The organism is Citrobacter sp. RHBSTW-00944, assembly GCF_013615435.1.
Lineage (GTDB): Bacteria > Pseudomonadota > Gammaproteobacteria > Enterobacterales > Enterobacteriaceae > Citrobacter > Citrobacter braakii.
Genome location: NZ_CP055418.1, coordinates 384127 through 404883, shown reverse-complemented (window position 1 = coordinate 404883; position 20757 = coordinate 384127). Strand labels below are relative to the sequence as shown.

General features: G+C 51.3%; 17 protein-coding genes. 12 read left to right on the top strand and 5 right to left on the bottom strand.

Annotated features, from left to right (window positions below; translation table 11 throughout):
* Positions 1–103 precede the first annotated feature (103 nt).
* From HV334_RS01885 to HV334_RS01870, 4 genes are all read left to right on the top strand, one after another.
* Positions 104–406, top strand: coding sequence for a hypothetical protein (locus tag HV334_RS01885; RefSeq protein WP_131341598.1), 303 nt, complete (start codon positions 104–106; stop codon positions 404–406).
* 118 nt (positions 407–524) lie between these two features.
* Positions 525–1865, top strand: coding sequence for an anaerobic C4-dicarboxylate transporter DcuB (gene dcuB, locus HV334_RS01880; protein ID WP_003031873.1), 1341 nt, complete (start codon positions 525–527; stop codon positions 1863–1865).
* 96 nt (positions 1866–1961) lie between these two features.
* Complete coding sequence (gene fumA, locus HV334_RS01875; protein WP_016155418.1) at positions 1962–3608, top strand: class I fumarate hydratase FumA; 1647 nt, start codon at positions 1962–1964, stop codon at positions 3606–3608.
* 147 nt (positions 3609–3755) lie between these two features.
* Positions 3756–4373, top strand: a complete 618-nt coding sequence (locus HV334_RS01870; RefSeq protein ID WP_019077832.1) for a DUF2238 domain-containing protein — start codon at positions 3756–3758, stop codon at positions 4371–4373.
* Between the two features lie 26 nt (positions 4374–4399).
* On the opposite strand, the gene HV334_RS01865 is transcribed toward HV334_RS01870, so the two are convergent.
* From HV334_RS01865 to melA, 3 genes are all read right to left on the bottom strand, one after another.
* Positions 4400–4654: a SemiSWEET transporter gene (locus tag HV334_RS01865; protein ID WP_016155416.1), complete on the bottom strand. Its 255-nt coding sequence runs from the start codon at positions 4652–4654 to the stop codon at positions 4400–4402.
* Between the two features lie 2 nt (positions 4655–4656).
* Positions 4657–6087, bottom strand: a complete 1431-nt coding sequence (gene melB / locus HV334_RS01860; protein WP_047416009.1) for a melibiose:sodium transporter MelB — start codon at positions 6085–6087, stop codon at positions 4657–4659.
* 92 nt (positions 6088–6179) lie between these two features.
* Positions 6180–7535, bottom strand: coding sequence for an alpha-galactosidase (melA, locus tag HV334_RS01855; protein WP_049259806.1), 1356 nt, complete (start codon positions 7533–7535; stop codon positions 6180–6182).
* Between the two features lie 269 nt (positions 7536–7804).
* Between melA and melR the strand changes: the two genes are divergently transcribed.
* The 7 genes from melR to pmrB all read left to right on the top strand — a co-directional run bounded on the left by melR (position 7805) and on the right by pmrB (position 17363).
* Entirely contained in the window at positions 7805–8737 is a 933-nt protein-coding gene (gene melR / locus HV334_RS01850) for a transcriptional regulator MelR (RefSeq protein WP_047499581.1), read from the top strand.
* 277 nt (positions 8738–9014) lie between these two features.
* On the top strand, positions 9015–11282 hold the full coding sequence (gene adiA, locus HV334_RS01845) for an arginine decarboxylase (protein ID WP_016155412.1): 2268 nt from the start codon (positions 9015–9017) through the stop codon (positions 11280–11282).
* A 315-nt stretch (positions 11283–11597) separates the two neighbouring features.
* On the top strand, positions 11598–12359 hold the full coding sequence (locus HV334_RS01840) for an AraC family transcriptional regulator (RefSeq protein WP_016155411.1): 762 nt from the start codon (positions 11598–11600) through the stop codon (positions 12357–12359).
* Positions 12360–12486: 127 nt separating this feature from the next.
* Positions 12487–13824 carry an arginine/agmatine antiporter gene (gene adiC, locus HV334_RS01835; protein WP_016155410.1) on the top strand — a complete coding sequence of 446 codons (1338 nt, stop codon included), beginning with the start codon at positions 12487–12489 and terminating at the stop codon, positions 13822–13824.
* A 145-nt stretch (positions 13825–13969) separates the two neighbouring features.
* The gene (eptA, locus tag HV334_RS01830) at positions 13970–15607 is read left to right on the top strand and encodes a phosphoethanolamine transferase EptA (RefSeq protein WP_049043178.1); all 1638 of its coding nucleotides are present in this window, start codon (positions 13970–13972) and stop codon (positions 15605–15607) included.
* Positions 15608–15611: 4 nt separating this feature from the next.
* Positions 15612–16280 (top strand): two-component system response regulator PmrA, encoded by a 669-nt coding sequence (pmrA, locus tag HV334_RS01825; RefSeq protein ID WP_016155408.1) that lies wholly within the window; start codon positions 15612–15614, stop codon positions 16278–16280.
* Positions 16281–17363, top strand: a complete 1083-nt coding sequence (gene pmrB / locus HV334_RS01820) for a two-component system sensor histidine kinase PmrB (protein ID WP_181221103.1) — start codon at positions 16281–16283, stop codon at positions 17361–17363.
* Here the strand turns inward: pmrB and pmrR are convergent.
* On the bottom strand, positions 17357–17446 hold the full coding sequence (gene pmrR / locus HV334_RS01815; RefSeq protein ID WP_016155406.1) for an LpxT activity modulator PmrR: 90 nt from the start codon (positions 17444–17446) through the stop codon (positions 17357–17359). The two genes, pmrB and pmrR, sit on opposite strands and share 7 nt — an antisense overlap.
* Before the next feature lie 82 nt (positions 17447–17528).
* A complete protein-coding gene (proP, locus tag HV334_RS01810) occupies positions 17529–19031 on the bottom strand; it encodes a glycine betaine/L-proline transporter ProP (RefSeq protein WP_103767207.1) in 1503 nt (500 codons plus the stop codon).
* A gap of 699 nt (positions 19032–19730) precedes the next feature.
* On the opposite strand from proP, the gene kdgT reads away from it, so the two are divergent.
* Positions 19731–20729, top strand: a complete 999-nt coding sequence (gene kdgT / locus HV334_RS01805; protein ID WP_016155482.1) for a 2-keto-3-deoxygluconate transporter — start codon at positions 19731–19733, stop codon at positions 20727–20729.
* Positions 20730–20757 lie beyond the last annotated feature (28 nt).

Below are 20757 nucleotides of genomic sequence, written 5' to 3'. Positions count from 1 at the left end.
TAATTAAGTATTATCTGGCTCGCAGAGTGTGTATTTTTACCCATAAAGGATTAGTCTGAAATTAACCAGACATACAAAATCTAGACTGGTAGCAATGGAGACCATGCTACGTACCATGGACACCGTACATTTTTGTGAGCAAATAAAAGTATCCGCACGCCAACCTCATCACATTATGAAATGGCGTGAGCGTGATCACACAAATAACCTACTCACCCATTCTGTCGGTGGTTCACGAAATAGCGGAAAACGCAAAACAGATAAATTACAGCGTCAACCGCAGCTCTCCATGTCCAGCTCTGCTTCCCATCGCCTGAGGATTCTCTCCTCTGATCAAAGCCACAGAAAAAAGCTAAATATCGCCATAACGTTAAAAAAACATTCTAGCAAGACATTTGAACATTAATCGCAAATACGGACATATCGAATACTGACCATTTTTTGATGCCTATTCCGGCAAAAAAGAATGTGGCACAGATCCATTTTTCAAAAAATTGACTGGTTTTTTCGCGAGGGTAAATAAAATGTTATTTAGTATACAACTTCTTATAATATTAATATGTTTGTTTTATGGTGCCAGAAAGGGCGGTATCGCGCTGGGTTTATTAGGCGGTATCGGCCTGGTCATTCTGGTTTTCGTTTTCCATCTCCAGCCGGGTAAACCACCTGTAGATGTAATGCTGGTTATCATTGCCGTGGTGGCCGCATCGGCAACCTTGCAAGCCTCCGGCGGCCTTGACGTTATGCTGCAAATCGCTGAAAAGCTGCTGCGCCGTAACCCAAAATACGTTTCCATCGTCGCCCCGTTCGTTACCTGCACCCTGACGATTCTCTGCGGTACAGGCCACGTGGTATACACCATCCTGCCAATCATTTATGACGTTGCCATTAAGAACAATATTCGCCCGGAACGTCCGATGGCAGCGAGTTCTATCGGTGCGCAGATGGGGATTATCGCCAGCCCGGTGTCAGTGGCCGTTGTATCACTGGTCGCAATGCTGGGTAACGTAACGTTTGAAGGCAAGCATCTTGAATTCCTCGACCTGCTTAGCATCACTATCCCGTCTACCCTGTTGGGTATCCTGGCGATCGGTATCTTCAGTTGGTTCCGCGGTAAAGATCTGGATAAAGATGAAGAGTTCCAGAAGTTTATTTCCGTTCCTGAAAACCACAACTACGTTTATGGCGATACCGCCACACTGTTAGACAAAAAGCTGCCGAAAAGCAACTGGCTGGCCATGTGGATCTTCCTTGCCGCTATCGCCGTTGTTGCCGTGCTCGGCGCGTTCTCTGAGCTGCGCCCTACCTTCAGCGGCAAACCGCTGTCAATGGTACTGGTTATCCAGATGTTCATGCTGCTGACCGGTGCGCTGATTATTATCCTGACGAAGACCAATCCCGCTTCAATATCTAAAAACGAAGTCTTCCGTTCCGGTATGATCGCGATTGTGGCGGTGTACGGTATTGCCTGGATGGCCGAAACAATGTTCGGCGCGCACATGACGGAAATCGAAGGTGTGCTGGGCAATATGGTGAAAGAGTATCCGTGGGCCTATGCAATTGTTCTGCTGTTGGTTTCCAAATTTGTAAACTCCCAGGCTGCGGCGCTGGCGGCGATTGTTCCGGTCGCACTGGCAATTGGGGTTGATCCAGCGTACATCGTTGCTTCCGCTCCGGCATGTTACGGTTACTACATTCTGCCGACTTACCCGAGCGATCTGGCGGCTATTCAGTTTGACCGTTCCGGCACCACCCACATTGGCCGTTTCGTTATTAACCACAGCTTCATTCTACCTGGGTTGATCGGCGTGAGCGTATCCTGTGTCTTTGGTTGGATCTTCGCTGCAATGTACGGTTTCCTGTAATTACAGTGCGCGTGCCGTCCGCTTTGGAACGGCACGCCACCGTCAAGACACAGAGAATTTTAAAATTCCTGAGAAAAATGAAAAGGCTGGAAGCAAATGTCAAAAGTTGAATTCACTTATCAGGCGGCTTTCCCACTGGGGGAAGACAAAACTGAGTACTACCTGCTGACCTCCGATCACGTCAGCGTCGGCGAGTTTGAAGGCGAAACAATCCTGAAAGTAGCCCCTGAAGCACTTACGCTACTGGCCCAACAAGCCTTCCACGATGCCTCCTTCATGCTCCGCCCTGAACACCAACAGCAAGTCGCCTCAATTCTCCATGATCCCGAAGCCAGCGAAAACGATAAATACGTAGCGCTGCAGTTCCTGAGAAACTCCGAAATCGCGGCTAAAGGCGTATTGCCAACCTGCCAGGACACCGGTACGGCAATTATCATGGGTAAAAAAGGTCAGCGCGTCTGGACCGGTGGCGGCGACGAAGCGGCACTCTCCAAGGGCGTATTTAATACCTATATTGAAGATAACCTGCGCTACTCGCAAAACGCGGCGCTGGATATGTACAAAGAAGTGAATACCGGCACCAACCTGCCCGCACAAATCGACCTGTACAGCGTAGACGGTGACGAATACAAATTCCTGTGCGTGGCCAAAGGCGGCGGTTCAGCGAACAAAACCTATCTGTATCAGGAAACCAAAGCGCTGCTGACGCCCGGCAAACTGAAAAACTTCCTGGTTGAGAAAATGCGCACGCTGGGTACCGCAGCATGCCCGCCGTACCACATTGCATTCGTCATTGGCGGCACGTCAGCGGAAAGCACCCTGAAAACGGTGAAGCTGGCCAGCACACACTACTATGACGCACTGCCGACTGAAGGTAATGCGCACGGCCAGGCGTTCCGCGATCTGCAACTGGAACAGGAACTGCTGGAAGAAGCGCAGAAACTCGGCCTCGGCGCCCAGTTTGGCGGGAAATACTTCGCGCACGATATCCGCGTGATCCGCCTGCCTCGCCACGGCGCATCCTGCCCGGTTGGTATGGGTGTGTCTTGCTCCGCAGACCGTAACATCAAGGCCAAGATTAACCGCGAAGGGATCTGGATCGAAAAACTGGAACATAACCCAGCCCAGTACATTCCGGAGTCGCTGCGCCAGGCAGGCGAAGGTGAAGTGGTTAAAGTTGACCTTAACCGCCCAATGAAAGAGATCCTCGCTCAGCTCTCTCAGTATCCGGTTTCTACCCGTCTGTCGCTGAGCGGCACCATCATTGTCGGTCGCGATATTGCCCACGCGAAGCTAAAAGAACGTATTGAGTCCGGCGAAGGTCTGCCGCAGTACGTGAAAGATCACCCTATCTACTACGCGGGTCCGGCCAAAACACCTGCGGGTTATCCGTCCGGCTCTTTAGGGCCAACCACTGCGGGTCGTATGGACTCCTATGTTGACCTGCTACAGTCTCACGGCGGCAGCATGATCATGCTGGCAAAAGGTAACCGTAGCCAGCAGGTGACAGACGCCTGCCATAAACACGGCGGCTTCTATTTAGGTAGCATTGGTGGCCCGGCAGCGGTACTTGCGCAGCAGAGTATTAAACATCTGGAATGCGTGGAATACCCTGAGCTGGGTATGGAAGCTATCTGGAAAATCGAAGTCGAAGATTTCCCGGCTTTCATTCTGGTCGATGACAAAGGCAACGATTTCTTCCAGCAAATCGTCAGCAAACAATGCGCTAACTGCGCGAAGTAACCCATTCGGCCCGGCACTGGACTGACAACAGATTTTTGGCGTCAGTCCAGTGATCCCCCCGGGCCAACTTTATCCTCCCATTTACTGGCGTTGAATTTTTGCCGCTCACAGGGAATAGTAACCTTTTCCATTACTTGTGAATTCGCCATGCTCCGCACACTGAACTCCACAATCTTGCACTCTGGCGCGCTGCTCCTGGCGCTAATACTTATCTACACCGGTATCTCTGCCACGGAGAAAATCACCTGGCTGATGGAAGTTACGCCGGTCATTATTGTCGTCCCACTGTTGCTGGCGACCGTGAAGCGCTACCCGCTGACGCCATTGCTCTACACGCTCATTTTCTTGCACGCCATCATTCTGATGGTCGGCGGTATGTATACCTACGCTAAAGTCCCTGTCGGTTTTCAGGTTCAGGAGTGGCTGGATCTCAGTCGTAACCCCTATGACAAGCTGGGTCACTTCTTCCAGGGTCTGGTGCCCGCCCTGACGGCAAGAGAGATTTTAGTGCGCGGTAATATTGTTCGTGGCCGCAAAATGCTGGCATTTTTGGTCTGCTGCGTGGCGCTGGCGATTAGCGCGATGTATGAGCTGATCGAATGGTGGGCAGCGCTGGCGATGGGTCAGGGAGCAGATGATTTTCTCGGGACGCAGGGCGACCCGTGGGATACCCAGTCGGATATGTTCTGCGCCCTGCTCGGTGCGCTCACCACGGTGCTCGTGCTGGCGGGCTGGCACAACAGACAGTTAAAAACTGCCGGATAGCGCTGACGCTTATCCGGCAATCAGCCTTACCCATTGCGAGACTTGATAACCAGAATCGGCAAGGCGAACAGGAGTGTCAGAAAGTTCGCCATGCTGACGGCAGTATCTTCAATCAATAATCCATAAATCAGCCACAACACCAGCCCACACACAAACATTACATACATTAAACCGGAGATACCCTGCGTGTTGCGGGTGGTAATGACCTTAATCGCTTGCGGTAAGAATGAGAGCGTCGTCAGGCTAGCCGCCAAATACCCAATCCACGAATGCCATTCCATAGCTACGCCTTCACATCACCTGGGGTGACTATCGCAATAGCCGGGATATCCGGTTGCTCATGCTGCTGCGGCACCTTACGGTACTTATCCAACAAATGAATCTGGACCCTGCGCAGCGTGTCGCCGTTCAGTCGGTAAAAGCGGAAGTAAAGGACTAAGGTCACCACAAAAAAGAGTGCTGGTAGCGCGATCATAATGAATTGCATACCAACAATGGTTTCTGCAGACTGCGCGACATTCGGCGCGTAATTAATCACCCCAAGTATCACTGCGATAAAGAAAGCGGCAAACGCTGACCCTCCTTTTACCACCATCGTCTGCACTGAATAAGCGATACTTTCACAACGTACGTTAAGTTTGTATTCACCGTAATCAACGGTATCCGCCACCATAATGACCTGCAACACCCAGAAAAGCGCTGAACCAATATTCAGTAAAATACCAGCAATAACAATGAGTAAGATATTATGGAAACCGGCTAACGCCATCACCAGCAGCACGATACAGCTGAGCACCGGCAGCACGGATGCCCCAGCCCACAGGATCCGTCGTGACAACGCTTTTACCAATCGAGGAAAGAAAATCAGCGTCAGCAGGTTTGCCGCTCCTGCGTAAGACATGTAGTACGGGAAGAGGCTTGCATCGCCAATCACATAAGTAAAATAGTAAATGGCAAAGCCAGCAATGATATTGGCGGCAATATTGTAAGCCAGCGCCATGCCTAGCAGGCAGGATAACTGGTCGTTTTTATAGATGAGCCCAACGATCGCTTTCAGCCCAAGACGACTGCTGTCCGTCGTTGCCTCGCTATCTGACGAATAAACCTCATGCACATTACGCAGCGTAACAACGGTAGAAACGATAAAGAATGCAATCAGCACCAGCGTAAACATCTGGAAACCAAAGCCGCGATCGGCACCGCCGACATAGCTCACAAAGGGCAACGTCACCCCCGCGGTGACAAACCCAGCCAGGCTTGCGAAGAAACGAGGGAACGGCACCAGTTGTTCACGCTCGCGTTTATCCAGCGTAATAGTTGGCACCAGCGACCAGAATGGAATATCCATGATGGTGTAGGTCATTCCCCATAATATATACGTCACGCACACAAATACGACTTGCGCAGTGCCCTCAAACAAATGTGCGCTAAAAAGCAAAAACAGCACCAATGAGTTCGCCAGCGTACCGAGTAAGATCCAGGGTTTAAATTTTCCCCACCGCGACCGGGTGGCGTTCACAATCCAGCCCATGATGGGATCGTTTACCGCATCCCAGACCCTTGCCGCCAGGAACAACGTTCCGACCAGCCCCACCGATAATCCCACCACGTCGGTGTAGTAATACATCAGGTACATGTACACAATACCGATGGCGAAATCCTTACCAAACGCTCCAAATCCGTAACTGAGTTTTGTTTTCAGAGAGATGCTCATAGGGTATCGGGTCGCCGTTACCAGCGCCCGCCTTCTGTTAGAGGAAACGTCAGAGGTTAAACGCCGGATGCTCTGCCCGGCGTAATGGTGTGTTAACGGTGTAACCAGGCCGGCAGCCAGTCGCCATGAGACGCGATCAGGTCGTCCACCAGCGCATAAATCTCCTCAATCCCCAATACCGCAGCGGTATGCGGATCCATCATCGCCGCGTGATAAACGCGATCGCGATTTTCCGTCAGAATGGCTTCCGTTAGCAGGGTCTGAACATTGATATTGGTTTGCATCATGGCCGCCAAATGTGACGGGAGAGTACCCACCTTCGTTGGCTGGATACCATTCGCATCGACCAGGCAAGCCACCTCCACGCAACAGCCTTGCGGCAGGTTATCGATCAGATGGTCATTGCGAACGTTGCCATACACCACGCTCGGTTCACCGGTCCAGATAGCGTTCATGATAGTGCTGGCATATTCACGTGACGGTTTAATCTCGATCCGCGCCGCCGTTTTGTACTCTTCCAGCTCTTTGTTCCAGTTCGCCAGCTGTTCCACACAGCGTTTTGGATACTCATCCAGTGGAACCTTATAGCGCTCAATCAGATCCTCACGCCCTGGTTTGATAAACCACGGCGTATATTCCGCGAAATGCTCCGACGACTCAGTGACGAAATAGCCCAGCTTTTTGAACATTTCATAGCGCACAATGTTCTGACAACGGGTATTACCGTGAAGATTCGGTTTCGGCGCCTGACCAGATTCATAGGCCGCCAGCAGCTCCGGATAGAGATTCACATAAGCACCGTCAGCCGTTTTACGCTCAAGTTCCAGATAAAACGCCATATGGTTGATCCCGGCGCAGCGATAGCGCAAAGAGGCCGGGTCGATGTTCAAATCGCGGGCCAGCTCCTCCGCTGTCCCTTGCACCGAGTGACACAATCCAACCTGCTTAATATGCGGATAGCGCGCATACATTGCCCAGGTGTTCATCGCCATCGGGTTAACGTAGTTAAGCATGGTGGCCTGCGGGCAGACTTCGGTCATATCCTCACAAATCTGCCATAAATGCGGGATAGTGCGCAGCGCGCGCATAATGCCGCCTGGCCCCAACGTATCTGCAATCGTCTGCTCCAGACCATGACGTTTACACACCGCAAAATCGGTAACGGTACAAGGTTCATAGCCACCAATCTGGAAAGCGACCACCACAAAATCAGCATCCTGCAATGCCGCTTTTTGATCGGTATAGCAGGTGATACGCCCGGACGCGCCCGCTGAGTCCATCAACTTACGCACCACAATGTGTGACTCTTCCAGCCGAGTAGGATTGACGTCCATCAAGGCGATATGCGCAGATTTCAGCGCATCGCGATGAAAGACGTCCCCGAGGATATTTTTGACGAAAATCGTGGAACCGGCGCCGATAAAGGTAATTTTGGGTGCAGACATCATGACTCTCCAGAACATTAGTGAACACAGTCATGGTGGCACAGCGCATTGATGAAAACTTCCGACTTCCCTGGCGAGCATTCCCATAAACTCAGATCGCCTCTTTGTCCCATACTGGATCTGAGTTTATGGGACAAAATTGCACAAAAAGCAGAGTATGCGGCCCCAAAATCTCACTATGCTCAATGATATCGGTCCGATTTGTGTCCTGATTCTCAGCCTTAATGCGCAGCAAATGACATGATTCTGATAATTCAGGAAATGGAGCAACCATGAGTACATTACCGACATCGCCTCTTCCCCCCGATCCGCACATGTGCAGCAGCGATGAAGAGCAAACCCGCAGCCCATTGTCGCTGTACTCAGAATATCAACGGATGGATATTGAGCTGCGCTCACCGCATGCTATGCCTGCCAGCCACTGGCATGGGCAGGTGGAGATTAATGTGCCGTTTGATGGCGACGTTGAGTACCTTATCAACAACGAAGTGGTGCAGATAAAACAGGGACACATTACGCTTTTCTGGGCCTGTACGCCGCATCAGCTCACGCGTCCGGGCCGCTGCCAAAGCATGGCTATCTTCAATTTACCGATGCACCTTTTCCTTTCCTGGCCGCTGGATCGCGAACTGATCAACCACGTTACCCATGGCATGGTCATCAAATCGCTGGCGTCGCAGCAGCTAAGCACCTTTGAAGTTCAGCGCTGGCAACAGGAGCTGAGCAACCCGAACGAGCAAATTCGCCAGCTCGCCATTGATGAAATTGGTCTGATGCTCAAGCGGTTTAGCCTTTCCGGCTGGCAGCCAATCCTGGTCAATAAAACTTCGCGGACGCACAAAAACAGCGTTTCGCGGCACGCCCAGTTTTACGTAAGCCAGATGCTGAGTTTTATTGCCGATAACTACGATCAGGTGCTCACTATCAACGACGTCGCGGAACACGTGAAGCTCAACGCCAACTACGCGATGGGGATTTTCCAGCGCGTGATGCAACTCACCATGAAGCAGTACATTACCGCAATGCGGATCAATCACGTCCGTGCATTGCTTAGCGATACCGATAAAACCATTCTTGACGTCGCGTTGACCGCGGGATTCCGATCCAGCAGCCGTTTTTATGACACTTTCAGCAAGTTTGTCGGCATGTCGCCGCAGCAGTATCGCAAACTGAGCCAGCAGCGCCGGCAAACAATGGCTGGCTGAGCAGCCAGAAACCACCGGCGTTACCCCAGCCTACGATCCCTATCGTTCGCCGATATCAGTATCAGCCAAAAAAATATTCCCCCTGTCGATAAACAGCGATGAAAAATCGCCAATAAGTAAACATAACTATTTGTTTAAAAACAAATTAAACACAAATCAGACTATTTATCACCCGCTTTACAGCCCATTTTGTCAGGATAATACTTGCCTGCGTCACATTCATACGGTGTGTCTGCAATCCATAAATTGCAACCTTTCCACAACCGGGTAAAAGATGATGAAAGTATTAATTGTTGAAAGTGAGTTTCTGCATCAGGACACCTGGGTCGGTAGCGCTGTCGAACGTCTGGCTGACGCATTAAGCCGCCAAAATGTTACCGTCATTAAGTCCACCTCATTCGACGATGGTTACGCAATCCTCGCCGCTAATGAAGCCATTGATTGCCTGATGTTCAGCTATCAAATGGAACAACAAGACGAGCACCTGAACGTCAGGCAATTGATCGGCAAGCTCCACGAGCGCCAGCAAAACGTTCCCGTTTTCCTGCTGGGCGATCGCGAAAAAGCCACCGCATCGCTGGATCGCGACCTGCTGGAGCTTGTCGATGAATTCGCCTGGATTATGGAAGATACCGCAGACTTTATCGCCGGACGTGCCGTTGCGGCGATGACCCGTTACCGCCAGCAGCTTCTGCCGCCACTGTTCAGCGCGCTGATGAAGTACGGCGACATCCATGAATACTCCTGGGCGGCGCCTGGTCACCAGGGCGGTGTCGGATTTACCAAAACACCGGCGGGTCGTTTTTACCATGATTACTACGGTGAAAACTTATTCCGGAGCGACATGGGTATTGAACGCGCATCGCTCGGCTCACTGCTGGATCATACCGGCGCATTTGGCGAGAGCGAAAAATATGCCGCCCGCGTGTTTGGCGCTGACCGCTCCTGGTCCGTAGTGGTCGGGACTTCCGGCTCTAACCGCACCATCATGCAGGCTTGTATGACCGACAACGACGTCGTGGTGCTGGATCGTAACTGCCACAAATCTATCGAGCAGGGGTTGATCCTCACCGGCGCAAAACCGGTGTACATGGTGCCAAGTCGCAACCGGTACGGCATTATCGGCCCTATCTACCCGCAAGAAATGCAACCTGAAACATTGCAGAAAAAAATCAGCGAAAGCCCGCTGACCAAGGGCAAGGCCGGGCAAAAACCGTCTTACAGCGTTGTGACCAACTGTACTTATGACGGTGTTTGCTACAACGCCAAAGAGGCCCAGGACCTGCTCGCGCAAACCAGCGATCGCATCCACTTCGATGAGGCCTGGTACGGCTATGCCCGCTTTAACCCAATTTATGCCGATCACTACGCTATGCGTGGCGCGCCGGGCGATCATAACGGTCCTACCGTTTTTGCGACCCACTCGACCCACAAACTGCTGAACGCGCTCTCTCAGGCGTCTTACATTCACGTCCGTGAAGGCCGTGGGGCTGTGAACTTCTCCCGCTTTAACCAGGCGTACATGATGCACGCCACCACCTCTCCGCTGTATGCCATCTGCGCATCAAACGACGTGGCGGTCTCCATGATGGACGGCAACAGCGGTCTGTCGCTCACCCAGGAAGTGATCGACGAAGCGGTCGATTTCCGTCAGGCCATGGCGCGTTTGTACAAAGAATTTTCCGCCGAAGGCGACTGGTTCTTCAAACCGTGGAACAAAGAAGTGGTGACTGACCCGCAAACCGGCAAAACTTATGACTTTGCCGATGCGCCAACCCAACTCCTGACCACTGACCAGAACTGCTGGGTGATGCGTCCGGGTGAATCCTGGCACGGGTTTAAAGACCTGCCGGATAACTGGAGCATGCTGGACCCAATCAAAGTCAGTATTCTGGCGCCGGGGATGGGCGATGATGGCGAACTGGAAGAGAGCGGCGTACCGGCAGCGCTGGTCACCGCCTGGCTTGGCCGCCACGGTATCGTGCCGACCCGTACCACCGATTTCCAGATTATGTTCCTGTTCTCAATGGGGATTACCCGTGGGAAATGGGGCACGCTGATCAATACCCTGTGCTCATTCAAACACCATTACGATGCCAATACACCGCTGGCGCAGGTGATGCCAGAACTGGTTGAGGAACATCCTGACACTTACGCCAACATGGGCATTCACGATCTGGGCGACACCATGTTTGCCTGGCTGAAAGAGAACAACCCTGGCAGCCGACTCAACGCGGCCTACTCCGGCCTGCCTGTTGCTGAAATCACCCCGCGTGAAGCCTATAACGCGATAGTCAGCGATAACGTTGAGATGGTGGCCATTGAAAATCTGCCGGGTCGTATAGCTGCGAATTCCGTGATTCCTTACCCACCGGGAATTCCAATGCTGCTGTCCGGGGAAAACTTTGGCGACGCCAATAGCCCGCAGATTAGTTATCTACGTTCGTTGCAGTCCTGGGACCACCACTTCCCTGGATTTGAACATGAAACCGAAGGAACGGAAATTATTGACGGTGTATATCACGTCATGTGCGTGAAAGCATAATGTCATTTTATAGATAGTCCGATTTTTAAGGTAGACATGTCATGCTTGAGTAATTCCTGAGTATTGCTGCAAAACAATAACATTGTCATACCTTTTTGCGCGGGACCACCCCGCGCTTTTTTTATACGCAAATATCACGTTTCCACTTGCGTAAAAAAAAGTGTACATAAGAAAATTCCCACCAAACATTGTAATTAATTTCAGACACGTTATTTTAATGCGGTCCTGGATTCATCATACAATTTCAATTTAGCCGATATGGTTCATCTGATGGTGAGCTACGGTGTTTTATGTTCATATTCCTGGAGTTTGGGTATGAGGGTTTGCAGCAGAGCAGCTTGTGTTGTTGTATTAACGGAGAAGGATGTTTGGTTAAGGATTAACGGTAAAGAAGCCATCAGCTTAAAAGCTAATCATATGGCGCTGGTAGCATGCGATAATAATATTATCGATTTCTCATCACTTAATAACGCACTGGTCGTACATATCAGCCGTGATATCATTAAAGACTATCTACGTTTTTTAAATAAAGACCTTTCACAGATCCCACTCTGGCAACGCAGTGCCAACCCAGTGATGACCGCCGTCTGTCTGACGCCGGATGTCTTCCGGGTGGCTGCCCAATATAGCGTAATGGACACAATGGACGAAGGTGAAAGTGTGCGCACGCGCTCGCTACTGTTCACGGTGTTATCACGCTTTCTCGGCAGCAAAAAGTTTATTTCTCTGCTCATGCATATACTACGCAGTCGTATCAGCGACAGCGTTTATCACATTATTGAGAGCGATATACATAAAGACTGGAATTTAAGCATGGTTGCCAGTTGCTTATGCCTGAGCCCCAGTTTGTTAAAGAAAAAGCTCAAAAGTGAAAATACAAGTTACAGCCAAATAATTACCACGTGTCGCATGCGTTATGCCGTCAATCAATTATTGATGGATGGCAAAAACATTTCCCAGGTCTCTCAACTGTGCGGATATAACAGTACCTCGTACTTTATATCCGTATTTAAAGAGTTCTATGGGATGACGCCTCTACATTATGTCAGTCAACATAGGGAGCCATCCGCTGCCTGATTTTTAATCAGTTAGCGATAAGCCATAATAATATCAGCATTAGCGATACCCCCAGTCCGCCATCATAAAATAGTCTTCTGAAGAGGTATGATAAGACGTCATTTATCCTTATCAGGAGTTACTAAATATGTCGACGGATGCTGATGCTCACAAAGTGGGCTTAATCCCCGTCACCCTTATGGTGTCGGGGAATATTATGGGTTCCGGTGTATTCCTGCTACCCGCAAACCTTGCGTCAACTGGCGGGATTGCAATCTACGGATGGTTGGTCACTATTATCGGTGCTTTGGCGCTGTCGATGGTGTACGCGAAAATGTCGTCCTTAGACTCCAGTCCCGGTGGTTCTTACGCTTATGCCCGCCGCTGTTTCGGTCCTTTTTTGGGCTACCAGACCAACGTCCTGTACTGGCTGGCTTGCTGGATTGGTAACATCGCCATGGTGGTTATTGGCGTCGGTTACCTGAGCTACTTCTTCCCCATCTTAAAAGATCCGCTGGTCCTGACGCTGACCTGCGTCGTGGTGCTGTGGATCTTCGTGTTGCTGAACATTGTCGGACCGAAAATGATCACCCGTGTACAGGCCGTCGCAACGGTACTGGCGCTGGTGCCAATTGTCGGTATTGCCGTCTTCGGCTGGTTCTGGTTCCGGGGTGAAACCTATATGGCGGCATGGAACGTCAGCGGTATGAACACCTTCGGTGCGATTCAAAGCACTCTGAACGTAACCTTGTGGTCATTTATCGGCGTGGAAAGCGCCTCCGTCGCGGCAGGTGTGGTTAAAAATCCCAAACGTAACGTGCCTATCGCCACCATGGGCGGCGTGCTGATTGCCGCCGTTTGCTATGTGCTCTCCACCACGGCGATTATGGGTATGATCCCTAACGCGGCGCTGCGTGTTTCAGCCTCCCCGTTCGGTGATGCCGCACGCATGGCGCTGGGAGACACCGCTGGGGCGATTGTCTCCTTCTGTGCCGCGGCCGGGTGCCTTGGTTCCCTGGGCGGCTGGACGCTGCTTGCCGGGCAAACCGCCAAAGCGGCAGCCGATGACGGCCTGTTCCCACCGATTTTTGCCCGCGTTAACAAAGCCGGTACGCCGGTAGCCGGGTTAATTATCGTCGGCGTTCTGATGACCATCTTCCAGTTCAGCAGCATGTCGCCAAACGCTGCGAAAGAGTTTGGTCTGGTCTCTTCGGTCTCCGTTATTTTCACGCTGGTGCCGTATCTTTACACCTGCGCCGCGCTGCTGCTGCTCGGCCATGGTCACTTTGGTAAAGCGCGTCCGATGTACTTACTGGTGACCTTTATCGCTTTTGTTTACTGTATTTGGGCCGTTGTCGGTTCCGGTGCCAAAGAGGTGATGTGGTCATTCGTCACACTGATGATCATCACCGCGCTGTATGCACTGAACTACAATCGGATCCATAAAAACCCATATCCATTGGATGCTCCGGTAAACAATAACTAACGCAAACAGTCGTCGTTGCCCGATGGCGTAAGTTCATCGGGCCAACGCCGCCCCCCGCGACTCCTGAAATCAACATTAAGAACTTAAGGTTGGCTTAATTTTACTTTGAGAGGATTTGTACCACTTAGTCGATGGAACCCCCTTAATGTTAAAGCACCTGTTTAAAAGACCCACTCTCGGGCTAATCAGCTGGCTTCTCCTGATCTCATTTTATCTTGCGACTTTCCTGAACATTGCGTTCTATAAACAAGTGCTGCAAGAACTGCCCCTGGATTCTGTGCGCAACCTGCTGGTGTTTTTGTCGATGCCGGTCGTCGCTTTCAGCGTCATGAACATTGTGCTGACGCTGGCCTCATTCCTGTGGCTTAATCGCCTGGTGGCCTGCGTTTTCATTCTGGTTGGCGCATCGGCCCAATATTTCATCATGACCTACGGCATCATCATTGACCGTTCGATGATCGCCAATATGATGGACACCACACCCGCCGAAACCTTTGCTTTGCTGACACCGCAAATGCTCATCACGCTCGGAGTGAGCGGCATTCTCGCCGCGCTCATTGCCTGCTGGATAAGAATCAAACCGATCGCCCCGGCCATGCGCAGCGTACTGTTCCGTGGCGCGAATATTCTGATCTCCGCGCTGCTGATCGTGCTGGTCGCCGCGTTCTTCTACAAAGATTACGCCTCACTGTTTCGCAACAATAAAGAACTGGTGAAATCCCTCAGCCCATCCAACAGCATTGTGGCGACCTCTTCCTGGTATTCACACCAGAGGCTGGCCCACCTGCCGCTGGTACGCATTGGTGAAGACGCCCATCGCAATCCGTTGATGGTGAAAGAAAAGCGTAAGAACCTGACGATTGTGGTGCTCGGCGAGACCTCACGCGGCGATAACTTCTCGCTGTCAGGCTATTCGCGCCAGACCAACCCGTTGCTGGAAAAAGATGATGTGGTCTATTTCCCCCGTACCACATCCTGCGGAACGGCAACGGCAGTATCTGTCCCCTGCATGTTCTCGGGTATGCCACGCGCGCACTACGATGAAGAACTGGCGCAGCATCAGGAAGGCGTGCTCGACATTATTCAGCGGGCGGGAATTAACGTTCTGTGGAACGATAACGACGGCGGCTGCAAAGGGGCATGTGACCGGGTACCGCACCAGAATATGACTAAGCTGAACCTGCCAGGGCAGTGTATTGACGGGGAATGCTACGATGACGTGCTGTTCCACGGGCTGGAAGAGTACATTAATAACCTGCAAGGCGACGGCGTGATTGTGCTGCACACCATCGGCAGCCACGGTCCGACCTATTACAACCGCTATCCTGCGCAGTTCAAGAAATTTACGCCAACCTGTGACACCAACGAAATCCAGACTTGTTCACAGCAACAGTTGGTCAATACCTATGACAACACCATTCTTTACGTCGACTATATTGTTGATAAAGCAATCAATATACTGAAAGAGCATCAGGATAATTTCACCACCAGCCTGGTCTACCTTTCCGATCACGGTGAATCCTTAGGGGAAAATGGCATCTATTTACACGGCCTGCCGTATTCGATTGCGCCAGATACGCAAAAACATGTGCCGATGCTGCTGTGGCTCTCAGAAGATTATCAGCAACGCTATCAAGTCTCTCAGACATGTTTGCAAAAACGGGCAGGCTCAGAGGACTTCTCACAGGATAATCTCTTCTCAACCCTGCTGGGATTAACAGGCGTGCAAACACAGAAATATCAGGCGGCAGATGATATTCTGCAACCCTGCCGGGGAGGCTAAACGAATGAAAATTCTGATTGTTGAAGACGATACGTTGTTATTACAGGGACTGATACTCGCCGCGCAAACAGAAGGCTATGCCTGCGACGGCGTATCAACGGCCCGTGCCGCGGAGCAGTGTCTGGAGACCGGCCATTACAGTCTGGTGGTTCTGGACCTGGGCTTACCGGATGAAGACGGCCTGCACTTCCTGAACCGCATCAGACAGAAAAAATACACCGTGCCGGTGCTTATCCTCACCGCCCGCGATACGGTGAAAGACCGGGTCAGCGGGCTGGACGTTGGCGCCGATGACTATCTGGTCAAACCGTTCGCACTGGAAGAACTGCATGCCCGCATCCGGGCGCTGCTGCGTCGTCATAACAATCAGGGTGAAAGTGAACTCATTGTCAGTAATCTGACGCTGAATATCGGTCGTCGCCAGGTGTGGATGGATGGACAAGAGGTTATCTTAACGCCGAAAGAATACGCACTCCTGTCGCGCCTGATGCTTAAAGCGGGCAGCCCGGTACACCGGGAGATCCTGTATAACGACATCTACAGCTGGGATAACGAACCGTCGACCAATACGCTGGAAGTGCACATTCACAACCTGCGGGACAAAGTGGGTAAATCACGTATCCGCACAGTCAGGGGATTTGGCTATATGCTGGTTGCCACTGAGGAAAGCTAAGTGAAGCTACTGCAATATCTAAAAAAACCGCTCCCGCTTCGTCATCGCCTGATGCTGACCATCGGTCTTATTCTGCTGGTCTTCCAGTTGATTAGCACCTTCTGGTTGTGGCACGAAAGCACCGAACAAATACAGCTATTCGAACAGGCGTTACGCGAAAATCGTAACAACGATCGCCACATCCTGCATGAAATCCGCGAGGCCATCGCCAGCCTGATCGTCCCCGGTATCTTTATGGTCAGCCTGACGCTGCTGATTTGCTACCAGGCAGTGCGACGTATTACTCGCCCGCTGGCGGATCTGCAAAAAGAGTTAGAAACGCGGGCAGCCGATAACCTGACTCCAATTGAAGTTCACAGTTCAACCATTGAGATCCAGGCGGTCGTCTCAGCGCTCAACGAGCTGGTGACGCGGCTGACGAGCACCATTGAAAACGAACGCTTATTTACCGCCGATGTCGCCCACGAACTGCGCACCCCACTGTCAGGCGTTCGCCTGCATCTGGAATTACTGTCCAAAACCCATAAGATCGACGTTTCACCGTTAATTGCCCGCCTTGACCAAATGATGGGCAGCGTGTCGCAACTGCTGCAACTCGCCCGCGTTGGACAGTCGTTCTCGGCCGGGAGCTACCAGCACGTCAAACTGCTGGAGGACGTGATTTTGCCCTCCTACGATGAACTCAGCACCATGCTGGACCAGCGTCAGCAGACGCTGCTCCTACCGCAAAGCACGGCGGACGTTGTCGTACGTGGCGATGCGACGCTATTACGAATGCTGCTGCGAAATCTGGTGGAGAACGCGCATCGTTACAGCCCGGAAGGCACCCATATTACGATTAGCCTGAATACAGAGCATGATGCCGTTATCGCCGTCGAAGATGAAGGCCCTGGCATTGATGAGAGTAAATGCGGGGAGCTGAGTAAAGCGTTTGTGCGTATGGACAGCCGTTTTGGCGGGATTGGGCTGGGGCTGAGCATTGTCAGTCGTATCACCCAGTTACATCACGGGCATTTCTATTTGCAAAATCGTCAGGGAACCACCGGCACTCGCGCTTGGGTGGAATTAGCGAAAGGTCAGTAAGAACTCACCCAAACGTACAAAAAGCTGCTGACGATCAGCACGCTGCACACGGTGGTCAAACTTTCATAAATGCGGTTTTTCATGACACTCTCCTCCAATACTCTGGAGGAGAGTTTACCTGACACAGATTAAGCCAACCTTAAGTTGATATGATAAATCACATGATTACTCATCAATCCGCGGATGCTGCTGCACCAGGCGCGTACGCTTAAGCTGCAGCTCAGCAATTTCCTGATCGATATCTTCGATTTTATGCTCAATATTATCGTAGTGCTCGCCGAGGAGCTCTTTCGCTTCATGAATATCCGAAGCGGCAGGCGTAGCCCCCTTCAGCGGCTGATTAGCCGTCTCTTTCATGGTCACGCCGGTAATTAAACCTATCACCGCAATCACCATCAGATAATAAGCAGGCATCATCAGATTCTGCGTGCTTTCCACCAGCCATGCGGCCAACGTCGGTGTCAGACCGGCGACCAATACCGAGATGTTAAACGCTGCGGCCAGGGCACTGTAGCGAATATGCGTCGGGAACATCGCTGGTAACGTTGACGCCATCACCCCGGTAAAGCAGTTGAGGATCACCGCCAGCATCAGCAACCCGGCGAAAATCAGGCCGATGACGTTACTGTTAATCAGAATAAATGCCGGAATAGCCAGCACAAACAGCGCAATACTACCCATAATCACAAACGGACGGCGCCCGAAGCGGTCGCTGAGCAGACCCATCACCGGCTGCACAAACAGCATACCAATCATGATGGCGATAATAATCAGCACGCCGTGGTCTTCAGAGTAATGCAGGTTATGCGACAGATAGCTCGGCATATAGGTGAGCAGCATGTAATAGGTGACGTTGGTGGCAATCACCAGACCAATACATGCCAGCAGGCTGCGCCAGTGCCTGGTCGCAATCTCTTTAAACGACACCTTCGGACCGTCCTGCAGTCCCTGACGATCGCCCTGCTCCAGTTTATCCACGTGCTGCTGGAACGCCGGAGTCTCTTCCAGTGCATGACGCAGGTACAGGCCAATAAGCCCTAACGGTAGCGCCAGGAAGAACGGAATACGCCAGCCCCACTCAAGGAAGTTTTCTTCGCCGACGATAGTTGAGATCAGGACTACCACGCCCGCACCCAGCACAAACCCGGCAATCGAGCCGAAGTCCAGCCAGCTGCCCATAAATCCACGCTTACGGTCTGGCGAGTACTCTGCGACAAAAATCGACGCCCCGGTATACTCTCCGCCGACTGAGAACCCCTGCGCCATTTTACACAGCAACAGCAGAATCGGTGCCCAGATACCAATCGAGGCATACGAGGGAATGAGACCGATACAGAAGGTACTTATCGACATAATCACAATAGTGATAGCGAGGATCTTCTGACGACCGTATTTATCGCCAAGCATACCGAAGAACAATCCGCCAAGCGGTCGAATCAGAAAGGGAACAGAGAAGGTGGCAAGTGCAGCAACCATCTGTACGCTGGGGTCAGCCCCAGGGAAGAACACTTTACCTAATGCGTAAGCAACAAACCCATAAACACCAAAATCAAACCACTCCATCGCATTACCTAACGACGCCGCGGTAATGGCTTTTCGCAGTTTACCGTCATCAATGATGGTAACGTCGCGCAGCGTAATTGGTTTTATTTTTTTCCTTTTTAGCATACTCGTCCTCATAGACTTAGCCCTGTCACGCTACAGATCGAGTCCCTCAACGCCCCTGCGTCAAGGTCATCACCGAGCGGGGAATGCACAGACGCATTCCCTGTAACAAGCGTAGCAGGTTTACTTACACTGACGAGAAACGAGCAGTACAACCGAACCTGTTGACGCCTGATTGGGCGGTTAATGACCTCTTTACCCTAACAGTGTTTAAATTTGTGATCAACTTCACATATAGATTTCCATTTCGTCAACATGCGTAAATCAGGTCATTCTTAGTCAACTTTTTAACATGTAATGCTTGCGATTTTCTGGCAATTAAATACAAGAATAAATCGCTTTGTTGCACCAACAATCACAACAGTCACTATTATTCTGCTAGGCAAAAACCCACCTAATCTCTTCACAAAAAGATCACAGCTTTTTTAATAATCAGAGCACTCAGGAACTTTTGCTCGGAATATGTGATGAAGATAACTAAAACATCGTTTTATTTTGATTGAATCAATGTTCCCATGAATGCAAACTAATTCCAGACGCAATATCCCTGGGAGCAGCAACACGCTCAACGTATGCCGCGTTAGATTTTATAAAACAAAGAGATAGCTGTTTTCTTTGTTAAGAAACACCAGTAACCAATTGAATTTATTAATTTTTATTTCCTTGCGCGTGTATTACCTGCGACAAGAGATGAGGACGCTTATGAAAATTAAAGCCACGATTGAACGCATCCCTGGCGGAATGATGTTGATTCCTCTGTTATTAGGCGCAGTGTTAAATACGTTAGCTCCGGATACCGGCGCGTATTTCGGTTCGTTTACCAAAGGAATGATCAGCGGAACGGTGCCGATTCTGGCAGTGTGGTTTTTTTGTATCGGTGCATCTATTGATTTACGAGCAACCGGCACGGTATTACGCAAATCCGGCACACTGGTATTAACTAAAATAGCCGTGGCATGGGTAGTGGCAATGATTGCTGCTTCATTTATTCCTGATACCGGTATTCAAACCGGGTTCTTTGCCGGTCTTTCGGTACTGGCAATTGTTTCAGCGATGGACATGACCAACGGCGGTTTGTACGCCAGCCTGATGAACCAGTACGGAACCAAAGAAGAGTCTGGCGCATTTGTGTTGATGTCTCTGGAATCCGGTCCGTTAATGACCATGGTGATCCTCGGCTCCGCGGGTCTGGCTTCCTTCGAACCACACCATTTTGTCGGCGCGGTATTACCGTTCCTGATTGGTTTTGCGTTGGGTAACCTGGATCACGATCTGCGTTCCTTCTTCAGCAAAGCCACGCCGGTGCTGATCCCGTTCTTCGGCTTCGCGCTGGGCAACACGATTAACCTGAGCGTCATCGTTGATACGGGTCTGCTGGGCATCCTGCTGGGCGTCGCGGTTATCGTCATCACCGGTATTCCGCTGATTATTGCTGACCGCGTTATTGGTGGCGGGAACGGTACGGCAGGCGTAGCAGCCTCTTCTGCAGCAGGCGCTGCAGTGGCAAACCCGGTGATTATCGCCCAGATTAACCCGGCATTTGAACCGGTTGCCGCATCCGCTACGGCGCTGGTTGCCGCCAGCGTGATAGTCACCGCGATTCTGGTGCCGATTATCACCGCGCTGTATGCCAAACGTTTTAATAAAAACCCGGTCGTCAATGAGACGGCGGCTACCCCGGCAGACTCCCTGCACCACTAAACCTGCCTTTATCCCACTCACCGTTCCT

What these genes read in the sequence shown, in the direction of transcription:
- dcuB (WP_003031873.1), top strand. Translation starts at nt 525, where the DNA reads ATGTTATTTAGTATACAACTTCTTATAATATTAATATGTTTGTTTTAT.
- melR (WP_047499581.1), top strand. Translation starts at nt 7,805, where the DNA reads ATGAGTACATTACCGACATCGCCTCTTCCCCCCGATCCGCACATGTGC.
- adiA (WP_016155412.1), top strand. Translation starts at nt 9,015, where the DNA reads ATGAAAGTATTAATTGTTGAAAGTGAGTTTCTGCATCAGGACACCTGG.
- eptA (WP_049043178.1), top strand. Translation starts at nt 13,970, where the DNA reads ATGTTAAAGCACCTGTTTAAAAGACCCACTCTCGGGCTAATCAGCTGG.
- HV334_RS01885 (WP_131341598.1), top strand. Translation starts at nt 104, where the DNA reads ATGCTACGTACCATGGACACCGTACATTTTTGTGAGCAAATAAAAGTA.
- melA (WP_049259806.1), bottom strand. Translation starts at nt 7,535, where the DNA reads ATGATGTCTGCACCCAAAATTACCTTTATCGGCGCCGGTTCCACGATT.
- HV334_RS01870 (WP_019077832.1), top strand. Translation starts at nt 3,756, where the DNA reads ATGCTCCGCACACTGAACTCCACAATCTTGCACTCTGGCGCGCTGCTC.
- HV334_RS01840 (WP_016155411.1), top strand. Translation starts at nt 11,598, where the DNA reads ATGAGGGTTTGCAGCAGAGCAGCTTGTGTTGTTGTATTAACGGAGAAG.
- pmrA (WP_016155408.1), top strand. Translation starts at nt 15,612, where the DNA reads ATGAAAATTCTGATTGTTGAAGACGATACGTTGTTATTACAGGGACTG.
- pmrR (WP_016155406.1), bottom strand. Translation starts at nt 17,446, where the DNA reads ATGAAAAACCGCATTTATGAAAGTTTGACCACCGTGTGCAGCGTGCTG.
- proP (WP_103767207.1), bottom strand. Translation starts at nt 19,031, where the DNA reads ATGCTAAAAAGGAAAAAAATAAAACCAATTACGCTGCGCGACGTTACC.
- adiC (WP_016155410.1), top strand. Translation starts at nt 12,487, where the DNA reads ATGTCGACGGATGCTGATGCTCACAAAGTGGGCTTAATCCCCGTCACC.
- HV334_RS01865 (WP_016155416.1), bottom strand. Translation starts at nt 4,654, where the DNA reads ATGGAATGGCATTCGTGGATTGGGTATTTGGCGGCTAGCCTGACGACG.
- kdgT (WP_016155482.1), top strand. Translation starts at nt 19,731, where the DNA reads ATGAAAATTAAAGCCACGATTGAACGCATCCCTGGCGGAATGATGTTG.
- fumA (WP_016155418.1), top strand. Translation starts at nt 1,962, where the DNA reads ATGTCAAAAGTTGAATTCACTTATCAGGCGGCTTTCCCACTGGGGGAA.
- melB (WP_047416009.1), bottom strand. Translation starts at nt 6,087, where the DNA reads ATGAGCATCTCTCTGAAAACAAAACTCAGTTACGGATTTGGAGCGTTT.